This window comes from Myroides sp. N17-2 (assembly GCF_002286775.1).
GTDB lineage: Bacteria > Bacteroidota > Bacteroidia > Flavobacteriales > Flavobacteriaceae > Flavobacterium.
This window is the reverse complement of record NZ_NSGJ01000031.1, coordinates 35,318-56,965: the sequence shown is the minus strand read 5'-3', so window position 1 is coordinate 56,965 and position 21,648 is coordinate 35,318. Positions and strand designations below refer to the sequence as shown.

Here is a 21,648-nt window from a genome sequence, read left to right as displayed (position 1 = left end):
CAAAATGGCAAAATAGCATAGATACTAAATGACTCCAACTATCAAAGCCTTTATTGTATTTATCAGTCTGCTTATCTTTTACAAGTTTCTTGAATTTTGAGCGATCAAGTTTTGCTATTATTTGAGAAAACAATGTTATATTTGACATCAAGAGAGTCTTTTTTAGGTGTGCAACTCAAAGATAATTTGAGATCCTTAATTTACTCTCTTTTTTTGTGCCTTTTTTTAAACGTTTAGGACGCTATTGCTTTGAAATAAACTATATAGACGAAAAAAAAACTCCTACCCCAAAAGTAACAGCTTTTCCCTTATACTAAGGTAATCAAACAGTTATTTGCTTTTATCTTTTCATCCTCTATAATTCTCTTTATCTTGACAAAAGCGATGCCGCCTCACTATCCAAGATATATTCCACATGCCTCAACTTCTGCAAGAATGTCGCCGGAATATCCGTAGTAATCTCCCCCTCTAGCGCAAGCTTAATAATCTCCGCTTTACGCTGACTAAGCGCCATAAGGATAACCTCTTTTGCCTGAGTGATCGTCTGCACCCCCATAGTGATTGCCTGGGTAGGAACCTTTTCTTTACCACCAAAATCATCCTTTGCATCCTCACGAGTGATATCATTTAGGGTCACTAGACGCGTCTTAGACTCCAAAATAGCACCAGGCTCATTAAACCCGATATGCCCAGTACGACCAATCCCTAATAACTGAATATCTAGCCCACCGAAGTCTACTATCTTCTGCTCGTATAAATCACAGTACGCTTGTATACCCTCTAGAGACAAAGTCCCATCGGGAATATGCACATGGCAATGATCAATATCAATATGATTAAACAGATTACTCTTCATAAACGACATATAACTCTGGTCATCCACAGGAAGGATTGGATAATACTCATCCAAGTTAAACGTTACCACATTCTTAAAGCTCAGACCTTCATCCTTATGCATACGCACTAGCTCGCGATACACCCCCTTCGGAGTAGATCCAGTTGCTAGCCCTATGATAGCACGCTCCCCTATCTGTTGTTTATGCTTGATGATCTTCGCTATACGTTCAGCCACATAAGCTGAAGCCACATCCTTGTCAGAATACACCTTTATCGCATCCTCTCTTTTATATGTAATATCTTGTGTCTTAAATAAATCTTTCATCTGTTTTCTTTTTCTCAATATTTTACTCTTGCGAAAGGTTTTCTAGAAGATGAAGACAGAAGATAGTATCCGCTCCAAAATCCATTTTCTCATTAACCAAAAAACCCCTCTCTCTAAAGGGGTATTATGTTTTATATAAGATTCAGTTGTAAATGTAACAAAATTTAAAGCATGATACCTGCTACAATTGGCGAATATCTGTTTTTTTTGAGTAAAACGTATAATACTAACTAAAACACATTAGTAATATCCACGCATAAAACTTAAAAACAAGATTATTAAGTATCTTCAATACAACAACACCTCTAGAATATCTCTAAATACTACAATAAAAATTTAAGGGAAATCTTTAGTAGAATCCCTAATAAAATTCATTATCGTTAGGTTTATACTCCTCCTATTACCCTCTTATTAAAATTAAAGAAAGTAATAAATTTTAAACGAAAGACCCCAAGAAAGTTTAAGGTTTTCTTAGGGTTTGCATTAAGTACCTTTACTGTTTAATCTTATTTTCTTGATGTACTTTTGCCTAATCAATTGCCCAATACACTAAGTTTAATAAAACAAACACCTATATACTAAAAGTCTAAAATATGTTAAAACAAAACTAAAATATGATTCAATACAAGGTATCCTTATCTCTTACAACTACTTTAAGTAGCCTCTAGTTTTTTAAAATTACATAAAAAATTAGCTATAAAACCAATAATCTCTTATAGCAAATATTCTGAACTTCACAGTATATTAATCCCTAAGGGTTTCATAGATTTACACTATTCAGATATATTATGTTGTATTGTTGAGTGCTAACTAACTTACCTTTTTTCACAGTTATAAAATTTCTATATATAGGTTGGTTAGATTCAGCTTTGTACTTAATTATCTAAATAAGCATTTTTAAAAGCTGAAAACTAAATGCACTACAACACATAGTTTAAACGACAAATAAGACATACAATAGAAATAAGTAGTTTCTTTATTTCATTTAAATTATAAATAGAATGTGTGCCTTTTAGTATTATTGCATGAATTACTTTTTTTAAAGTAAGAAAACTAAATTTTTATAAAAAATGGACTTGATTTTAATGTATAAGTTCTTGAATGATTTTCTGATTTTCTATTTGTTGAGTTAGGACCTGATAAGTCACTAAATTTTGTAATTGCTTGCCCTATGTAAATACTATTTGTTGGTATTAAGAAAGGACCGTGAGTTATAGTTTCAGAATTATTGATGTGAGTAGTTACTTTTTCACCTCTTATAGATTCTTTTTTCTCGCTTTTATCTATAAAAAATTCAATATAATTTGAGGGGGTTGTCTTGATCGATTTCTCTCGATCCTCATAGAAGTCCAACCATATATTAGCACTATAATCATAATTATAGCCAGAAGAACTGTTTCTGATTTCTTCTACTCTTATATGCACAAATAAAGGTCTAATTTTAGTTGTTACTTCAAAATTAAATATTTTTGATTCTAAAGTGTTTACCTTATTGTATGTTGCTTTTATTGGTACGCCATAAGAGTATTCAGTGAATGTATCATTTGCCATCCATTGATAAAAAGCATCTAAGCCTGAAAAAGTATGAACTAAATCTCGTCCATCACCACCTATAACTAAAATTTTAAAGACAGACTCACTAAATATTTTTTCTTCATCTATTTCAAGCTTCTCTCTCTTTTTCTGAAGTATATTTTTCATAACTTTTTCTAGTACAGTATTTACTTTACTAGAAGAATAGTCCGTTTCTAGAGTTAGAATCCCCTTTCTACCATAACTAATAGAACTAATCATTAAAGGTTCGTTAGTTGTATTGCCTTTTATTGTAGTACTACTTACCTTGGCTAAATCCATAGAGACTGTAAAGGCAATATGGGTAAAATCAATAACGAAACCATTTTTTTTAGCAATACTCTTTGATCTTTCACTTATGTGTTCTGTATAAGATGAGAATAGCTTTTGGGTATTAATATTTGAGCCAAAGTTTCTTTTTAATTCATCATAAAAATTGAATTGCTTTATAGAATATTTAAAACTTTCACTTTGATCAAAAACAGCACCTCTTGTAACTTCGTTAATATATTGATCAAAAGCGCTTCTACTTGGATTATTAAGTGTTTTTGAAGATGTTTTAGGTTCATTATACAATATATTACTAGTAATTGTAATAGGCAATTTATTATTGACTGTTATAACTTGAAAATCTAGATCTTGAACTAAATCTCCTCCTTCAAAAACAATACCTGGATAAACAATAGTACTTAATGAATTTGGAATTGTTGGATTATCTGTTGAAATTATATATTTATTATCAAAAAAATCTAGATCACTTTGATTAAGAGCCAACGTGTTATAAGAGCTACTAGTTAAACTAGTAGCTCTATAGGTATTAAGTAATTGTTGAAATTCTTTATTACTAGGGTTTAAATATTCAGTGATTTTAATCACATTAGAATTACTCTCTGTCTGGATATCCTCTATTTTAGACTTTATTAAATTATTGTCATCAGTTTTACTGCACCCTAATAAAAGAATAGGTAATAAAAAAGCGAAGAGTCTCATATATCTATAATTTTAATTTTGATACATAACTTCTATTATCTTTAGCATAGGCAGCAGTAAATGAAATAGGAACTCCAAATTTAGTTTTAGTGAATTCACCACCTTCTACTAGAAAATCATTTAAAGCAGATAGATTTGCTGCTACTTTAGGAGCGTCTTTATGCCCTCCTATAATACATATAGTAATTTTGCTTTCTGATAAGATCTTTTTACTGTTTACATCTAATGATACAGACCCATCTACAACTTTAGCTGTAAAAGCAGCTCTAAAAGCAGCAGAAACTTCTTGATAAGAATAATTAGACTGCGCCATAATAACTCCTCTTCTCCCATAATCTACAGAGTTAATATAGATAGGATTTTTTGATGCATATTTATCTCGAACAGTATTGTCAATGAAAATATTTCCTGGATAATCCATAACAGCATTAAAATATACTTGATTAAAATCAACATACATCACAGTATTATAATTTAGATTAGTAGAATTAATATCAATATCTACAGAGAATAGTGTACCTACATTAACATTTGCTCCAAAAGCTAATTGTAATTCTTTATACTTACTAATTTGTTTAAAAGAATAAGTAAACGAGACGGATTGCTCTCCTGAGAAACCTTCATCTCTTAATGATTTTACAATTCCCGTCCATTGCCCACTATAGGTAGTATTAATTTCTACAGGCAGGACAGGCACAGATAAAGACATTGTAGTTTTCTGTAATCTTTCAAATACCTCTCCAACAGGGTTATATATCCCATTTTCAAAATCATTCCCATCATAGATTGCCCCAAGATAAGTATTAACAGTAGCCAATGGGGTTATGCTATAGAAATCATAAGTAGCCCCAGTACTGCGTATACCTTTCTCAAATGGGAGTTTTATTTTAGTTGATTCATATTGCTCTTTAGTAATATCATATTCAATCCCATCAACTATCTTATAAACCTTATCATACGCTACATTATTCCCCTTAATTAACTCATGATTTTGTTGTACTTTAATAGGTTCTTGGGATTCATTATCACTATTACAACTAGTAACAATAAACAAACTAAGCAAACTTGCTTTTAAAAGAACTGTTTTTTTCATAATTTAAATTTTAACTGTTTTTATCGTAGTTTAAAGAAATAATCATTATCCTTTAATCTGTAACTTTTCATGTGAATATCTTCTTTTGAGCCTCCTCCACCATTAGGAGAGGGTCTACCTAATTGTTGTATAGAGTATATTTCTTGACCAATATATTTACCATTAATTTCGAACTGATCATTTGTTAGTCTAATTGTTCCTGATTCGTTTAGGATTCTTTTTGTAACACCTAATCGTACTTGATCTTTTATTTCTGACCAATCTATTTCACACATAACATCTTTATGTGGCCTAATTCTCTTTGTTTTTTCCCTATCTAAATAAAAATCAATAGAATAATTATTTGTACGACGGAAGCTCTCAGATGAATGAGAATATTCTTGTATGTTATCTACTCTTTCCACAGCATATAGAGGTGTAACAAAATATGATATATCAAATTCAACTTCAACAAGTTTCATTGTATTAGCGGTGACAAATGTGCAAGAAATTGGTACTCCGAAGGACTTACTATCGAATTTTGAATTTTGGACCAGTTCATAAAACTCTTTTAAACCATTAATAGTTTTTGCAGAATCATATCCATTTACTCCTACCAAGTAAATCTTAATATCAGCAGTCTCCATTAGATTTAATTCTTCTGTACTAAGAACTACTTGTTTATTATATGCAACAGAATTCATGATTTTTTCAACTGTTTTTTTTGAGAATTCCATATCATAATCTGTTTCAAAAGTGAATATTCCCATTCTACCATATTGAACAGAATTGACAACAATTGGTTCAAATTGAGTGTTACCAACTATTGGGGAATCACTAACAGGTTGAATATCGCGATAAACTGAAAAAGCAACTTGGGAAAACTTAACAGCTAATGCCGTTTGTTTGTCAACTTTTTCAAAGTCTGAATCTTCACTTTCTCTTTTTCTAGAAAATAACTGAGTAGTATTTATATTGGAACCAAATAGACGTTTTATTTCACTGTAATTAGAGTAAAATATTTGTGAAAATCTGAAAGATTCAAACTCTTGAAACTCTCCTTTTTTAGTTATATCTACAATGTATTCTCTTGTTTGTGAATAGGAAGGCTTGCTTACAGTTTTAGAAATACTAGAATTACTATTATGTTTGATATTTGAAGAAAGAACTATTGGCTTGTATGCAGGGACATCTAAAAGCATAAAGTCTTGTCTTTTAATTGCATCTCCCTCTAATACAGCTCCAGGAAAAATCGAACCTTTTTGTGCGGGAGTTATAATAGGGTTTGTACTTTTTTCTATCATTTTTCTAGAAAAAAAAGGATCATCAGTAATGTTTCTTACACTAAGATTCATTCCTGTTTCATTTATTTTTTTAAGAGTGTTTTTATTGACAAGTTTCATCAAAGGAACAAACTCACTATTGTTTGCATTAACAATAGTATTAATCTCGATTGTATTTTTAAATATTTCGAGATTGTAGTTATTTTGCTCGTTACTTTTCTCCTTGTCATCAACTGAACAAGAGTATAGTAGAATACAGTTTGTTAAGACAAATAATCGTATTGTTTTTCTCATATTAAGTATTTATTTAGCTTAAAATTAAGTTAAATAAATACATTAAGAGATAGATCAAGTTCCTTATTAACAAACTATGCTATTGGTAAGCAATAAATCATAAAATATTGTTAATTAAACATTGCTAGACTTGGTACAATACTGAATGTATTTCCATTTAACTACATCCTACTATAATTACAGTCTAAATTCACCTCCACATATCAATCAGACATTGTGATAGTTAAAGGTTATTTTACTACTTGAACACTCCGTTATTTATTATAATTTAAGAGAATAAAAATCTGTAATGTCAAAAAAAATTACTCGCAATTACCACAAATTATACGACAATACCTTTAAACCCAGATTACGCATTAGGTAATTTTAAAGGTAGGTCTAAAGGATAATCCCATAAACCTACGAACCATTTTCGTCTCTTCTTGACCAGTGCTATTTTCAGTTTGATCGTGTCATTTGTTTTCTCGAAATAAGCTCCAATAGCAAAGGTTCTATATCTTAATGTAGAAAGTGATTTTTGTGTTTTTTCTTGTAAAACAAAGATTCTAAATAGCGCCATTAGATTATAAGCAATCATCACAAAGATTAGAGCAGCTTCGGTAGCATAGAAGTCTTTTAGATTAAATGACTCTAAAATCACATCCACATCATGTACCCTATTAGAATTTTGACAAGGAAGACTTTCACAGGAATTAATCTGAGATTTAAAGTCTATTTTATCTAACATTTGCTTTAAAAAGACCATTCCGCCCCATGGTGTAATCTCTTTGTTGGTAAAGGGTAGATCAAAATTCATAGGCTTAAATTTTCTAACGCTACGCGTTAGGAATTACACATAATAAATGTACATCTTTTTCTAATGCGGATTCTGGGTTAAAAATATTTAAAGCTGCTAGGATGGAAAGCTATTGGAAGGATTAATTATTATCAATGACAATTTTAAAATAATCCGAAAAATCGATAACATCATCTTATAAAGCAAAGCTTAACAGATTATTGAAACTTACTGTTTAAAATGAATATTGGATAATCCTATACAATAATTAAAGCAGATTATGTTTTCGAGCTATTACAATTAATTCTTGATAATCTTTTACCTCAAACTCATTTAGCATTTTACTAATTCTTTTTTGAATAGTACTTGTACTTAGCATTACGAAATTCTCTAACTGATTTAATTTAAAACCTTGAGATAAGTACATTATTATTTCTCGATTTTTTGAATCTAAAAGTGAGTTATGACTAATAATTTTTTTAATCGATTTTTCAGCGATAGGACTTAAATAAGGGAAATTATATTTATTAGATTTTAGAATATCAATAAATATTTTAGAGTCAAAATCAAACTTTACTATTAGTGCTTCAGGCCTAACTTTTCTATATATGTTATACAAGACTATAGCTTCTTCGTGAGCTGTAATTAAGACAACTACACATTTAGGGTGTAGTTTTTTAATATATGCACAACAGTCTGCCCCTGTATTAAGATTTTGATCTCTATAAGAAGGCATATTATAATCAATAATTGCAACATGGATTTTTTCTGAGGTGCTATTTAAACAATTATAAAATGCTTCACAAGATGATACAGTAATGCAATTGCTAACTATATCTGTTAGTATTAATTTGTATCCGTCTTGAACCATTTGATGGTCATCTGCAATTATAATATTCATTTTTTTTTACTAAGATAGCTAAACCAGTCTTTTAGAATTCAGTAAACAAGATTAATTTCAGTTTGTAATTATATCCTTTAACATATATGGTAGTTTAACTATACAAATTATTTAATATTTATTAATAATTATGCCTAGGGATAACTAATATTAATTTGAAACTATTTTAAAATCATCGCTCTTCTTACTTGATTTGATTATATCCATCAAAAAGAGGAAGTAATTACAATAAAATAGTTGATAATTAAAATCATTTTAATATGGTATTCTTATAAAGTATTTAGTTAAAATAGGGGCTTAAATTATTCTAAAATTTAGTAACATGAGAAATAGTATTTTAGTTAGTAGTATGGTAATTCTTTTTACAATGTTTGCATCGTGTAGTAATGATGACAATTTCAAAGAAGAAATTGAACATAAGAAGAAAGAAAAAGACGAGGATTTTCAAAAAAGTCTTCGTCATGGTGATGATGATCCAGATAAAGACAAGAGAACTGGAAAATAAGTGTGTAGATAAAAAGCAATTCTCATTTGAATTGCTTTTTTTTAATTATTTTTGATTAAATTCCTTAAAATAAATGATAAGATATTATTGTCTTTTTTTTTTATTAGCACTTTTAAGTTGTTCAAAGTCTAAAGTAATTCAAAATCAAAGTCTTTATGATTTTGCTAATTATGACCAAGTAATTGATAAAAGACGATTACTGGATAGTTTATCGACTGATTTAGAGTATTTACAAAATGATTCTTTAAAAAGAGAGATTTTATTTAAAATAGCAATCCGTTATGAATGGCTAAGTGAAGATAAACTATTTTTAAAAAGGCTAAATCAAGTTTATAATTTAGCTACTATACATAAAGATACATCTGACCAGGCTAAAGTTTTACTTTATAAAGGTGACCACTATGATAGTAAACAAGTTATTGATAGTGCCTTTTACTATTACTTAAAGTCCGAGAAATTATATTTTTCTATTAAAGACAGTGCTAACTTGGCTAAAGTTCTTCTATATAAAGCAGAAATTCTTTACAATAAAGGTATTTATACAGAGTGTGAAATTGCAACTATTCGTGCTTTTCAAAACCTTTCAAAACAAGATAATACAAGATTACTATATGAGGCAAACGTTCAAATGGCCTTAGTTCTAAAAGAATTAAAAGAGTATGATGCTGCATTACAGTATTTTTTAGAAATACCTGGATTACTTAAGAAGCTAAAACAAGAGGGATATAATGAGGAGCTTTTAGAAAAATCATGGATATCTTATTATAATAATTTAGGGGGGTATTACAATGAAACACATAATTTACAACAAGGAAAGTTTAATCTTGAAAAGGGACTAGAAAAAGCTGAGACAAGTAAGCATTTAAAATTAAAAGCAATGCTACTAAATAATTATGCATACAATCAAAGTCTTTTAAATGGAACAAAATCAGAAGTAGAATCTTTATACAATGCATCTTTAAAGATAAGAGAAAGTATTTACCACAAACAAGGTATTGCAAGAAGTAAACTTCAATTATCTAAGTTTAAATTAAAACAAAAAGACACTTTGTCTGCAATAGAAATTGCCAAAGAAACTTATAACCTTTCATTAGACAATGGATATGGAAATGAGTTTAAAGAGAGTTTGAAATTTTTATCAATTAATGATCTTAAAAATAAAGATAAATATATTTCTTTATATCTTAAAACTCAAGATAGTCTAAACCAAATTGATAAAAACACACGAAATAAGTTTGCTCGTATTGAGTTTGAAACCAGCAAAATAGAAAAAGCTAATGCTTTATTATCTAGAAACAATACAAACTTATTAGCAGTCATTGTGTTGCTTATAGTGTCTTTTCTCGCTGTATTATTAACTTACAAATTAAAGCTACAGAACAAACGCTTACTCTATGAAAAAAAGGAACAACAATCTATACAAGAAATTCAAAAACTTTTAAAGGAGCAAGAAACTATAACAAATGATGTAAGAGATTTAGAACGAAAAAAAATAGCTAATGATTTACATGACTATATAGTTAATAAAATCTTTGTTACTCGGATTACCTTGAAAGAATTAGTTTGCCTTGAAATTGATAAAAAAGAGAAAATTATAAAAGAATTACAATCAATAGAAAAAGATGTTAGGAGTATCTCTCATGATATTCACAATAATTTATTTGATCATAAACAGCTTTATCATGATATTTTAATTAATTTGATTAACTCTCAAAAGAATGATTTTAATACGCAGTTTACTTATACAATTGATAAGTACATTGACTGGAATCTTTTTAGTATTGAACAAAAAACGCATTTATATCTTATTTTACAAGAGTTATTACAAAATGTAAACAAGCATTCCGAGGCTACAAATTGTTATATTTTTATCATTAGATATAATCAACAAATACAATTACGTGTTATTGATAATGGCGTGGGATTTGAATTAGATAAAGTAAAAAAAGGTGTGGGATATAAAAGTATTTATACGCGTTTAAATTGTTTTAATGCTTCTTTAAATGTTGAAATAATAAACGATTTGAGTACAGTTACTATCTTTTTTAATTTATAAAATTAGTAGTGGATGGATATTAGATTCTATTAGTTCCAGTGATTTTGCAGTACTTGTGCCACCTATTTTGGTTAAATTTTGTTTTAATTTTTATCGTGTACTTAGATAAATTCTATTTTTACGATGTTATATAACTGCTAAAATTATTATATATTTGCTTAATATTAATTTAATCTTATTTAAAATAATGAAAAAATCATTAATAATATTAGCCAGTTTACTTTCATGTATATCTTGTTCTTCAGATGAAATAAATCAAGATAAAGAACAAAACATTCAAACAAATAAAGAAAAACTAGATGTTAAAATAAATAAAGTTAAAGACTTACTCAAAAAATATAGTTGGGAAGAGTCTTATCCGTTAGAGAAACAAGATATTGAAGAAATCAAGAATTTAGATATTTCAGAATTAGAAAATTTTTTAAAAAGTGTAAAAAAAGGTAACCTTTTAGACGAATCTAATTTATTAAATGAAGAAATTAAAACTAATGATTTTACAGATAATGACTTAAAAAAACAAGTCAAAGCTTTTATTGTTTATGGAAAACACTCTACTCCTTTTAGTAAAACAATTTCCAAAATCTATTATAGTGGCACTACAGATGACTCTGAAGTCACAGATTCTCAAGCTAATATACAATCTTCAGTAGTAACAGTTAAATATCAACATAAATATGGAAGCAAACATCCTCTTATAGAAAACGGTAATACTAAAATACTTGAAGCATCAGGTTATTTAAGAGTTTTAGGAAGCAATAGACCTATGTTGATGTCTGGATCAGTAAATAGAGTTGGTCATGGACAAATAGACAGCTTTGAAGAAGTTGCTAAGTTAAATACATTCGGTAGATAAAAGCCAATCTTTATTGGGGGTATTGAATAAGTAAGGTTTTTTGAATTCAAATACCTATAAGACAAGCAAAAGACACTTAAAAAAGTTAGTTATAACTAGTCTTTTTTAAAGCGTCTTTTGTTTACGATTATTTTTAAAGTAATACCTAGTCCTTAATAGTTCTTTTTTCTATTTCTGAGAGTACACAATCCTACTTTACTATTCTTACTACATTAATCCCAGATTAGATTAGGTATATTTAAAGAGTAATCCCATAAACCTATGAATCGTTTTCGTCATTTCTTGACTAGTGCTAATTTAAGCTTGATTGTGTCATTTGATTTCTCAAAATAAGCTCCATTAGCAAAGGCTCATAACTTAATGTAGAAAGTGGTTTTTGTGTTTTCTCTTGTAAAAAAACATTCTACAAAGTGCCATTAGATTGTAGGTAATCATAACAAAAATTCGGGCAGCTTCGGTAGCATAGAAGTTTTTTAGATTAAATGATTCTATTCCAAAATCTTGTTTTAGACTTTATGTATTAAACACCAATTGATAGTCCTTTGACTATGTTACCGTTTAATTTTAGTTTTTTATTAATTACTCTACTTTGTGTTGGGTGATCTCCTTTAAATCAAAAAACTTTAGCGTTTTCATTTTTTGTACAAGCATCTCCACTCCCATGCTGTCTATGATATATAATAGGTCTATTTAACTCATCATAAAAACTCACAAGTGTATTATTCCTTAGATCAATAGATGATATTTTTGATAATTGTGTGAAAATCTCTTTTAAAGGTCTCCTGATGATTTTTGTCAATAATAATTAATTGAGTTTGAGTGCTACTTTTTAGCGATTCCAAATTTTGTAGAGCTAAAATTGGAGATGATAAATTACTATGGGGCATCTGAAAATGTTTCCCAAAAGCTTGTCTTATCTTCGTTCTTTCAATATTAGTTTCAGCATTGCTATAAATAGAAACTCGATTCAAAAGGATACTATAATCTGTTGGTGAGATAGAGTTCTTTCGCAAATTCATTGATATATTCATTATTATACCAATCCGTTGTAAGTAAGCTTCCACTGATGTTTTTATGAACCCAACCATTTCCTATTGCTGTAGCTAAGGCTTCATCAAAAAAGTTATATGCATACTGTTTATATAAATAGGTATTCTCTTCAAACCACTGATCGATTTGCTGTTGAAATTCTGGAGTTTGCTCATTAAATAATACATGACACATTTCGTAAAAAACACCCCCATCCGTTCAACACCTCGTGTATCATTAGTCAAAACACCAATACAAAGACTATTGGCATATGGCGTAACTGTTGAAACTCCCTTTTATCCAGGAATCGGATAAATACTGACAAGAAAAGGAATATCAGCAGTCCAAGTGGAACGATAAAAATGTCGAATCTTATCAAATATTTTTGATACTTGGGGGATGTAAGTTTCTAATTTTTTTCGTTGTTCATTTATTATTACCTCGTAATCATTCCAGATTAAAACATCGTAATACTTTTCTGCTTGTTCAAGAAGAGTCACTAATTTGTGCTGTTCACTATGAGGTAAAATTCCTATCGACCTCTGTTTAAATTCTTCTATCGTACTTGCGTTTACTAAAGTGATAATAACCAAATCCTGCGTTGAACGCTAAGATTTTCTATTTGCTGGATACCCGTCTAATTGATAGTAATAATTCAGTTTTAAATTTTGAAAATCACTACAAATCACTCGAAAAGCGCTATCCTTTCTGGCCTTTGGTACAATATATTCTCTCAAGGTAGAGGAAACTCCTTGCTGAGAAGTCATTGTTTCCATAAAATTAAAAATACAATAGGTTTTACTTACTTTAAACTGCATGATTTCTTGTGCAATTGAAAGTTGTGCAAAAGTCAATAGGCAAAGTAAGAATAATAGTTTTCTCATATATTCTTTATTTTAGAGACATTTATGGATGTAAATCGGAAAGTTTCAGTGTTTCAACTATAGAAGAAAATCCAAAGCATGGATTAAATATAGGAAAAAGTAATAGAAAGTACAAGTAACTACATCTTCTAAGGGTTAAACATTATGCTATAACACCTGTGATTAGTTTCCTTTGCTTATAAGCATATCAATCTACATTATTTTGAGCACTGATATCTTCCTTCCTCCTACAACATATTTAGCAACTAAAAAGCCACTCAAGGCAAGAAAACAGCAAACTAACCAGATGATTCCAGTCCAAACTAAATAAACTAAGCAATACTGATAAATAGCTCTTTCTCTAAGGAGATTTTTATGTGCATTTCTTATTTATCTAAAATTCTTGCTTATAATGTTTAATAATTATTCGTAGCTAAAAGCAGTATTTTAAGACCAATGCCAACACTAATGTTGTTAGCGTGAGCTTCATTTAGTTGAGCTTTATGAAATGTCCCATTTGCCTTGTATAATGTATCTGTGCCTTTCCCAACTGTTAGTTGTGTATAGTTGATTGATATAAAAGGCTCAATTTGCTTTCCAAATTGATATCCAATACACAATCCTGTATTCCATTGCACTGCTTTAGATTTGTGTTCAAAGCTAATAGGCTGTCTAAGTTCTTCTCGAAGATTCCAATTTGCTTTAGCAGAATAGTGAGGTAAATAAGCACCATTAATATCAAGACTAACATCCCATCTTTTATTTCTATAATTTGTCTCAACACCAAAAATCACCCCATGCCATTGAGGCTTATATGTACTCTTTAGTTCCTTATTTGCAATAAGTGGAATATCGCCATCGAGCATGTACAGCGTCTGATAACTACCATAGTATCCTAAATGAGGGCTAAAAGAGAACCCTTGGCTAGACCAAAGAAGATAAGATAATTCTAGGCGAGTTTGGATTGTATAACCATTATTGGCTTGCAAATTAAGTTCAGAAGTTTTAACAAATCTATTATCACCTGCATAATCTGTATCACTTACTTTCCCTGCTGTTATGCTTTTATAACTGAGGTCTAATTTTAACTGAAATTTTGATAGAATTGATATAACAGATTTTATTCCCATTTTAGGTCCGCGAAGATCCTTCCATTGTAACTCTGATAATATATTTGGATATTGTCCATTTTCATTACCAGCTATATTCCAATCAAATTTTTCTTGACTCCAATCTAAATATGGAATAATGTAAGATTGTTGTTCTCTTTCTTGTGCATTTATTAACAAGGAAAAAAAGCTAAAAAATAGAAGGTGAAACCATTTATTCATAATCATATATAAGTAAAATCTACCTTGAATTATACAAGGTAGATTTTTATTTAACTAGATGTACTTTTATAATCTTGGATAAACCGTTGCAATAAATTGTTTATCTGTTGCAGATAAAACAGTATTATTACCTACACTAAATCCGTTTGTTGTAAGATTACTACTAATGCTATAATGCATAATTGATTGTGTATCGTAGGCACTATATTGCGTTTGAGTCGTTGAATATTTTGCAAATAGATTATTATCTACATCTTTCTTACTCCAATAATTTGGATAACCTGCATAATAAGTATATACCTTATTTTTATCCCAAGGGATAGTAGTTAAAGGGTGTTGGTGTTCATGAATCATACCTAAAGCATGTCCAAATTCATGAATAACTGTTCTACTGAATTCAGCATCACTTGTAGAATCATCAAACCAACCAAAATTCATTGTTTCTTCATTAGAAGGAATACTAAGAGCTTGTGTTCCTAAATATGAATAAGATCCCGCTCCTTGTGTAAAAGTAACTCGAATCTGTGGAGTTCCTGTATTAACGAAGTTAAAAGTAATATTAGCATGATTAGACCACTCCTGGGCATACTGCATTACTTTATTGCGAACTTTCGTTGTACCTCCGTATAAACCTACAGTGATAACACTACCATTAGGCCATTTTGTACTGGTAACAACAGCTCCTCTTGGATCAGTTCCAGAAGGATAAACATCTTTACAAACTTGCACACCTTCAAAACCTGAAGGAATATCTGCTTTTGGAACAACTCTCAATTCTTTAAGCCCTTGAGAATTATTCTCCCCCACTGCTTCATTATCGCTAGTATTACATGATACTAATGCAACCGAAATAAATGATCCTAGTAGAATCTTTTGGTGTAATTTCATAATATTGATATTTAATTTGGTTTATATTAATATAAACTTAACAACAATATTTTAGTATAAAAAAACACAACCTAACTATTAACTATAAAGGGAGTTAAGACACACAATGTGTTAAAAAACACTGCTTTTAAAATTCAACACAGCGATAAAATACGTTCTTCAGATAGAGATTTTAAGAAATACAACTACGTCAAAAAGTAACTATAGTAATTTGACTTATTTTTCAATTACATTATATTGGAAGAAAGTGTTTTTTTATAATATATATATTGACAATCCTTTTTTTATAACAAGCATGAAAACTCCGCGATCTTTTTAGTTATATTTCAAAAAGGTTCTATTAAGTAGATTATAATAATTGGTTTCTTTTTATTACTTGTATTAAATCTTGATAAGCAGCTACATTAAATTCATATAGCATTTTACTAATTCTCTTTTGTATTGCACTAATACTTAAAAAACTAAAACTTTCATTTGACATACAAGTACATATCATCGTAGAAGAATATAAAGACAAAGACTTTACATCAAAAAATTACTGTATGGATAATATTACAGTTCGATTAGTGTCTGTGATTTCGGAGTACTAGTTTAAAGAATACCCAAATCACATCTTCATGACATCACTACATAATTTAAGTCATCGTCCTAAGGTTAACACCTTAATCAATTAAATCAAATGTCTTTTGATCTTTTGTCAATGCCATACCATGTATTAACATAGAGAGCAGAAATATAAATATAACATACCACCATCCTCCTACTTCTATTTCTAATACTTTAAAAGGAAATAGATAACCAATCCCTAGTGATAATCCCACTACATAAATCCATCGAACTGAATAGGATTGTAACAATGAGAAGACACCTACACACAATATAAATATCCCCCACCATGCCCAGTTTGTACTAGAAGTATAATATAAAATTAACGCCAAGCTCTCTAACTTTATTAATTGAAGTATTACTCTTCTGTAAGTATCTTCTTCTTCCTTAGTTAAAAACATTGTCAACACACGATCTCTCTCTGAGCTACTTAATTTATTACTCACCACTGCGACAATTTCCCCACAGTTATTACACTTAATACTTATTCTATTCATATCGTTTTATTTACTTTTAAATGATACTAAAAACCTCCCTTGTATAAATTCTAAAACTATTTAGTAAAATAAAAAAAGCCATTGTCCTAAGACAACAGCTTTTCCTTATATCAATATATCTATTCTTCTGCACGCTCACGCAGGACAGAGCGTTAAGAAAACATCTTGTAGATGTTTTTAGTGAATGGGACAGGTGGCGCGTCGAACAATCCGTGTGAAGCATCACAAAAAAACAGAATCACCTATTTAAGCAAAAAACGCTCTTACAGCAACAGCAATACGCTCTCTTTCTTCATCCGTCATATTACTACCAGAAGGTAAGCACAATCCACAGTCAAATAACTGTTCTGCTACTTTACCACCATAGTAAGGCGCATTCTCAAATACAGGCTGCATATGCATAGGCTTCCATAATGGACGAGTCTCGATATTATCTTCTAACAACGCTAAGCGCAATTGCTCTCTATTCTTACCACATACAGACGCATCCACAGTGATACAACTTAACCAATGGTTAGAGAAGAACTCTTCTGTAGGCTCTACAAATACAGTTACTCCAGCGATATCTTTAAACAACTCTTGGTAGAAAGCATTATTAGCACGACGAGCAGCGATACGATCATTTAAGACCTCCATCTGACCACGTCCTATACCCGCTACTATATTACTCATACGGTAGTTATATCCGATGTGAGAGTGTTGATAGTGAGGAGCATCATCACGAGCCTGAGTAGATAAGAATACTGTTTTATCTTTACTTTCTTTCGTTTGACATACTAGCGCACCACCACCTGAAGTAGTGATAATCTTATTTCCATTAAAACTCAACGCAGACATCTCTCCGAATGTACCACACTGACGACCTTTATACGTACTACCAAGTCCTTCAGCTGCATCCTCTAATACAGGAATCTCATATTTATTAGCCACAGCCATAATCTCATCCATCTTCGCAGGCATACCATACAAGTGTACAGGTAGAATAGCCTTAGGTTTTTTACCAGTAGCTATCGCTCTACTTTTAATAGCCTCTTCTAATGCCACAGGACACATATTCCACGTATCTGTTTCACTATCTACGAATACCGGTTTAGCCCCTAAGTAAGCGATTGGGTTAGCAGATGCCGAGAACGTCATCGTCTGACAAATCACTTCATCTCCAGCCTCTACACCTAAGTTAATTAACCCCATGTGTAGAGCCGCTGTACCTGCACTAAGTGCCGCTACTTGTACTCCTTCTCCTAAGAAAGTCTCTAAGTCTTCTTCGAATCCGTTCACATTAGGTCCTAGTGGAGCCACCCAATTCGTATCAAAAGCTTCGTGTATATACTTTAGCTCTTGTCCCCCCATATGAGGAGATGATAACCAAATTTTTGATTTCATTATATAGTATATTTTATTTCTTTTATCAGTTGTTAAAGATAATAATTTATAAAATACAATATCTATTTAATGGGTGAGATTAATTGTATTTTGAGGGAAATAATAGAATACAAAAAAACCACTCTTTATGGAGTGGCTTATTCTCTATTGTATTTTATAATCTTGCCTGGATTACCCACTACTACAGCATAATCAGGTATATCTTTTATAACCACAGTGCCTGCACCAATGGTACACCATTCGCCTATTTTCACACCTTGTATAACAGCTGCTCCAATACCTATATGGGTACCCTCTCCTACTTCTACATTCCCTGCTAACCCTACATTTGGGGATATATGCACATAGTCTTTTATCACACAGTCGTGATCTACAGAAGCATTTGTGTTAATAATACAGTGTTTTCCAATCTTCACTTCACTATTAACCGTTGCTCCCATCATCACTACAGTCCCTTCGTCAATCAAAACACGACAACTTATATTGGCTTTTGGAGAAAATAGTGTTATATAATTTAAGTGATTATCACGATTAGCAATTAACTTTCTAATCTTATTATTACCAATACTAATAACAGCCTTCCCTTCTAATCCTAATGCATCACTAGCAATAACTTTATAATCAAGGACGCTAGTAATAGCTGAATTTCCATCAATAAATCCATCAATAGATATATTGAGTTGTTCTGCTATCTCTGCGATTACTTTGCCGTGTCCACTTGCTCCATATAGATACATATTAATCCTACTTATTAATTGTTTCCATTAAATGCTTCTGCTGTAGCTTGTCCTTCTTGTGAAATTCCTTCTCTAACAAAGACTTTCTTAATCGTTAAAAAGAATATCTTCACATCTAGAGAAAAACTTAGATGATCTACATAATACACATCTAATTCAAACTTCTTTTTCCAAGATATAGCATTACGCCCATTGACTTGAGCCCATCCAGTAATACCTGGTTTCACCTCATGTCTTCTCTTCTGTTCATTATTATATAATGGCAAATACTGCGGTAATAACGGTCTAGGTCCAATCAAACTCATATCTCCCTTCAGTACATTGATTAACTGTGGTATCTCATCTAATGATGTCTTACGCACAAAAGCACCAATAGATGTCAAGCGTTCAGCATCAGATAGTAAATTCCCATTACTATCTTTCTTATCGTTCATCGTTTTAAACTTCACTATCTTAAAGATATTTCCATCTTTCCCTGGACGTGCCTGAAAAAAGAAAGGTTTACCTTCATTGGCAAAATACAAACCTATAACTACAACAATAAATATTGGGCTTAAAAGCAGTAATCCTAATATAGCAGCTATAAAATCAAATAACCTTTTTAAAAATTGTCTATACATTACTTCTTACCATTATATTTTACTATTAGCCTATTATACTCTTCTAACAATGCATTCCAAACCACACTCTGTTCATAGCGTTCATTGATCATTCTTCTACTATTCTCTTTTAATAAACAATAGTATTTCTCATTATCTACTAACTTCAATATACTCTCCTTAATAGCTTCAGTATTCTTAACTGGAATAATCATTCCGTTTACGCCATCTACTATAATTTCATTGCATCCATTAATATCTGACACAATACAAGGTAATTCCATAGCACCTGCTTGCATCACCACATTAGGGAATCCCTCTCTATAACTAGGAAAAACTAACGCGTTTGATATGGCATAGTATGGCCGTACATCTTTTTGAAATCCAACAGGAATAATACTTTTATTCTTCTTAATAATCTCAAGTGTTGAATTATGTAAAGGATCTAATTTTTCCTCTAAAGGCCCCACTAATAACAGCTTTATCGACTTATTTTCACTTATCTCTTCAAAAGCATGCACTAATTCATTTATTCCTTTATCACCAACTAAACGTCCAACAAATACAAACACAAAATCTGATTCTTTTACTCCCAAATCTAGTTTTAAATCTATCAAAGATTGTTTGTCCAACGCAACAGGATTAAAGTATGCTAAATCCATCCCGTTAACGTTTCCATTAGCCAAAACTTCTAAAGGCTTCTTTGTAATATTAAACTTTAACAAATCTTGTTTTACCCCTTGTCCTTCTGGATAAATATTAGTGGCAGACCAACAAAGTAATTGATCCATCTTAATTAACAATTTTTGCATAATACCTGTACGTGTTGGAAATATCAATCCAGTAAATGTATGCATACGAATAGGTACTCCAGCCAACTTTCCTGCAAGCATAGTCAACAATCCTGCTTTAGGAGTAATTGAATGTACTATTGAAGGTTTTTCCTCCTTTAGTACACAATACAATTTTATTAAAGAAACAAAGTCCTTAATTGGAGAAATTCCTCTTTCCATCTCTATAGCGATCGTCTTGATTCCTTCTCTATCACTTACTTCATTTAAATCGTCTCCTTTAGAAGATACACCTACTATTTCAAATTTCTTATTTAAATAAGCTAACTGACCTTTAAGAAGAATATTTAAAGATAGAGGTATAGTGGAAGTACGTATTATTTTATACTGCTTCATAGATTTCTATCAATTTATCAACCATCACATTTAAATCATACTGTTTTGACTTCTCTAGACAACTATCACTTACTTGATTATATACTTCTCCAACTTCCAATATTTGTATTTTCTCCTTTAAATCTTTCACGTCGCCTTTTTCAAATAACAAACCTCCACCTTCAACTACTTGTGCTAATCCTTCTACATTAGAAGCAATTAGCGGAATACCGCTAGCCATTGCCTCCACTGCTACCAAACCAAATCCTTCCCAATGTGAACTTAATATCACTATATCACACATCTTCATTAAACTATACACATCACTACGAATGCCCAAGAACGAAACTCTTTCAGTTAAGCTTAAATCGTTAACTAATGATGTTAATACGTTTCTTCTCTCTCCATCACCTACCAATAACAATTTATACTCACTAGGCAAATGCTTTAATGTTCTTATAATAGTATCCTGATCCTTTTGTTGTCTAAATCCTGCTACCATAATGAGCAATCTATCCTCATCGCTAAAACCTAAATCTTTACGAATAGTAGGTATGCTACTTTCAATACTTACCAAATTAACACCATTTTCAACAACCAAAAGCTTCTTATCTGGCAAATTTAATTTGTTACTCAAAGTAGACATAACTTCTTTGGTAATACAAATAACTTTCCCATAACAAGCATATATCATACGTTCTATCAAACGATATTTTCTGTTTTCTAAACGCGTGTTAGAGGTATTGTGTTCTGTAAATAACAATTTCACTTTCATAAAACAAAATAACCTAGCAATAGCCGCAAAATATTGAGCAGGAAATAAATGAACATGAACTACATCATATTTATAAAAATAAGGAATTATCTTAAAAATATAAATTGGATTATAATACGATTTTCCTAAACTATAAATATTACAACACTGTAAATCGTACAATTTTTCGTATAAGTGTGTTTTCTCACCATTTAACAGAACTACATCAACAACATATCCTCTGCTTACTAGCAATGGAACAACGTCAACAATTAATTTCTCAGCCCCACCTACACCTAAACTATCAATAATATGAACAATCTTCATAATAT

The 21,648-nt window shown here is 30.5% G+C and carries 20 protein-coding genes; 3 read left to right on the top strand and 17 right to left on the bottom strand.

What is annotated here, in order from left to right:
- The 7 genes from CF599_RS13040 to CF599_RS13010 form a co-directional block, all read right to left on the bottom strand.
- Positions 1-148 (bottom strand): DUF4372 domain-containing protein (locus CF599_RS13040; RefSeq protein ID WP_121966456.1); only part of this gene is annotated, 148 nt, incomplete at its 3' end.
- Positions 149-367: 219 nt separating this feature from the next.
- Positions 368-1,162: a glucosamine-6-phosphate deaminase gene (gene nagB, locus CF599_RS13035; protein ID WP_121966455.1), complete on the bottom strand. Its 795-nt coding sequence runs from the start codon at positions 1,160-1,162 to the stop codon at positions 368-370.
- 1,053 nt (positions 1,163-2,215) lie between these two features.
- Positions 2,216-3,724, bottom strand: a complete 1,509-nt coding sequence (locus CF599_RS13030) for a thiol-activated cytolysin family protein (protein WP_121966454.1) — start codon at positions 3,722-3,724, stop codon at positions 2,216-2,218.
- A gap of 4 nt (positions 3,725-3,728) precedes the next feature.
- Positions 3,729-4,817, bottom strand: coding sequence for a thiol-activated cytolysin family protein (locus CF599_RS13025; RefSeq protein ID WP_121966453.1), 1,089 nt, complete (start codon positions 4,815-4,817; stop codon positions 3,729-3,731).
- Positions 4,818-4,837: 20 nt separating this feature from the next.
- On the bottom strand, positions 4,838-6,373 hold the full coding sequence (locus CF599_RS13020; RefSeq protein ID WP_121966452.1) for a hypothetical protein: 1,536 nt from the start codon (positions 6,371-6,373) through the stop codon (positions 4,838-4,840).
- A gap of 349 nt (positions 6,374-6,722) precedes the next feature.
- Positions 6,723-7,169, bottom strand: coding sequence for a transposase (locus CF599_RS13015; RefSeq protein WP_121966451.1), 447 nt, complete (start codon positions 7,167-7,169; stop codon positions 6,723-6,725).
- 247 nt (positions 7,170-7,416) lie between these two features.
- Complete coding sequence (locus CF599_RS13010; RefSeq protein ID WP_121966450.1) at positions 7,417-8,049, bottom strand: response regulator; 633 nt, start codon at positions 8,047-8,049, stop codon at positions 7,417-7,419.
- A 322-nt stretch (positions 8,050-8,371) separates the two neighbouring features.
- Here CF599_RS13010 and CF599_RS19540 point away from each other — a divergent pair, with 322 nt between their 5' ends.
- The 3 genes from CF599_RS19540 to CF599_RS12995 all read left to right on the top strand — a co-directional run bounded on the left by CF599_RS19540 (position 8,372) and on the right by CF599_RS12995 (position 11,463).
- The gene (locus CF599_RS19540) at positions 8,372-8,554 is read left to right on the top strand and encodes a hypothetical protein (protein ID WP_121966449.1); all 183 of its coding nucleotides are present in this window, start codon (positions 8,372-8,374) and stop codon (positions 8,552-8,554) included.
- Positions 8,555-8,627: 73 nt separating this feature from the next.
- On the top strand, positions 8,628-10,610 hold the full coding sequence (locus CF599_RS13000; RefSeq protein WP_121966448.1) for a sensor histidine kinase: 1,983 nt from the start codon (positions 8,628-8,630) through the stop codon (positions 10,608-10,610).
- A 187-nt stretch (positions 10,611-10,797) separates the two neighbouring features.
- Positions 10,798-11,463 (top strand): hypothetical protein, encoded by a 666-nt coding sequence (locus CF599_RS12995; RefSeq protein ID WP_121966447.1) that lies wholly within the window; start codon positions 10,798-10,800, stop codon positions 11,461-11,463.
- Positions 11,464-12,441: 978 nt separating this feature from the next.
- Here the strand turns inward: CF599_RS12995 and CF599_RS19875 are convergent.
- From CF599_RS19875 to CF599_RS12940, 10 genes are all read right to left on the bottom strand, one after another.
- Positions 12,442-12,687 (bottom strand): hypothetical protein, encoded by a 246-nt coding sequence (locus tag CF599_RS19875; protein WP_254050305.1) that lies wholly within the window; start codon positions 12,685-12,687, stop codon positions 12,442-12,444.
- Between the two features lie 413 nt (positions 12,688-13,100).
- Positions 13,101-13,376: a hypothetical protein gene (locus CF599_RS19870; protein WP_254050304.1), complete on the bottom strand. Its 276-nt coding sequence runs from the start codon at positions 13,374-13,376 to the stop codon at positions 13,101-13,103.
- Between the two features lie 395 nt (positions 13,377-13,771).
- Complete coding sequence (locus tag CF599_RS12980; protein ID WP_254050303.1) at positions 13,772-14,644, bottom strand: hypothetical protein; 873 nt, start codon at positions 14,642-14,644, stop codon at positions 13,772-13,774.
- 108 nt (positions 14,645-14,752) lie between these two features.
- The gene (locus CF599_RS12975) at positions 14,753-15,574 is read right to left on the bottom strand and encodes a M12 family metallopeptidase (RefSeq protein WP_121966445.1); all 822 of its coding nucleotides are present in this window, start codon (positions 15,572-15,574) and stop codon (positions 14,753-14,755) included.
- A 662-nt stretch (positions 15,575-16,236) separates the two neighbouring features.
- Positions 16,237-16,677 carry a hypothetical protein gene (locus CF599_RS12965; protein ID WP_121966444.1) on the bottom strand — a complete coding sequence of 147 codons (441 nt, stop codon included), beginning with the start codon at positions 16,675-16,677 and terminating at the stop codon, positions 16,237-16,239.
- A gap of 246 nt (positions 16,678-16,923) precedes the next feature.
- Entirely contained in the window at positions 16,924-18,060 is a 1,137-nt protein-coding gene (locus CF599_RS12960) for a DegT/DnrJ/EryC1/StrS aminotransferase family protein (protein ID WP_121966443.1), read from the bottom strand.
- Between the two features lie 137 nt (positions 18,061-18,197).
- Positions 18,198-18,797 (bottom strand): acetyltransferase, encoded by a 600-nt coding sequence (locus tag CF599_RS12955; protein WP_121966442.1) that lies wholly within the window; start codon positions 18,795-18,797, stop codon positions 18,198-18,200.
- 14 nt (positions 18,798-18,811) lie between these two features.
- Positions 18,812-19,417: a sugar transferase gene (locus CF599_RS12950; RefSeq protein WP_121966441.1), complete on the bottom strand. Its 606-nt coding sequence runs from the start codon at positions 19,415-19,417 to the stop codon at positions 18,812-18,814.
- A complete protein-coding gene (locus tag CF599_RS12945; RefSeq protein ID WP_121966440.1) occupies positions 19,417-20,583 on the bottom strand; it encodes a glycosyltransferase family 4 protein in 1,167 nt (388 codons plus the stop codon). The genes CF599_RS12950 and CF599_RS12945 overlap by 1 nt, the downstream gene beginning before the upstream one ends.
- Positions 20,570-21,643, bottom strand: a complete 1,074-nt coding sequence (locus CF599_RS12940) for a glycosyltransferase (RefSeq protein WP_121966439.1) — start codon at positions 21,641-21,643, stop codon at positions 20,570-20,572. The genes CF599_RS12945 and CF599_RS12940 overlap by 14 nt, the downstream gene beginning before the upstream one ends.
- Between the last annotated feature and the right edge of the window lie 5 nt (positions 21,644-21,648).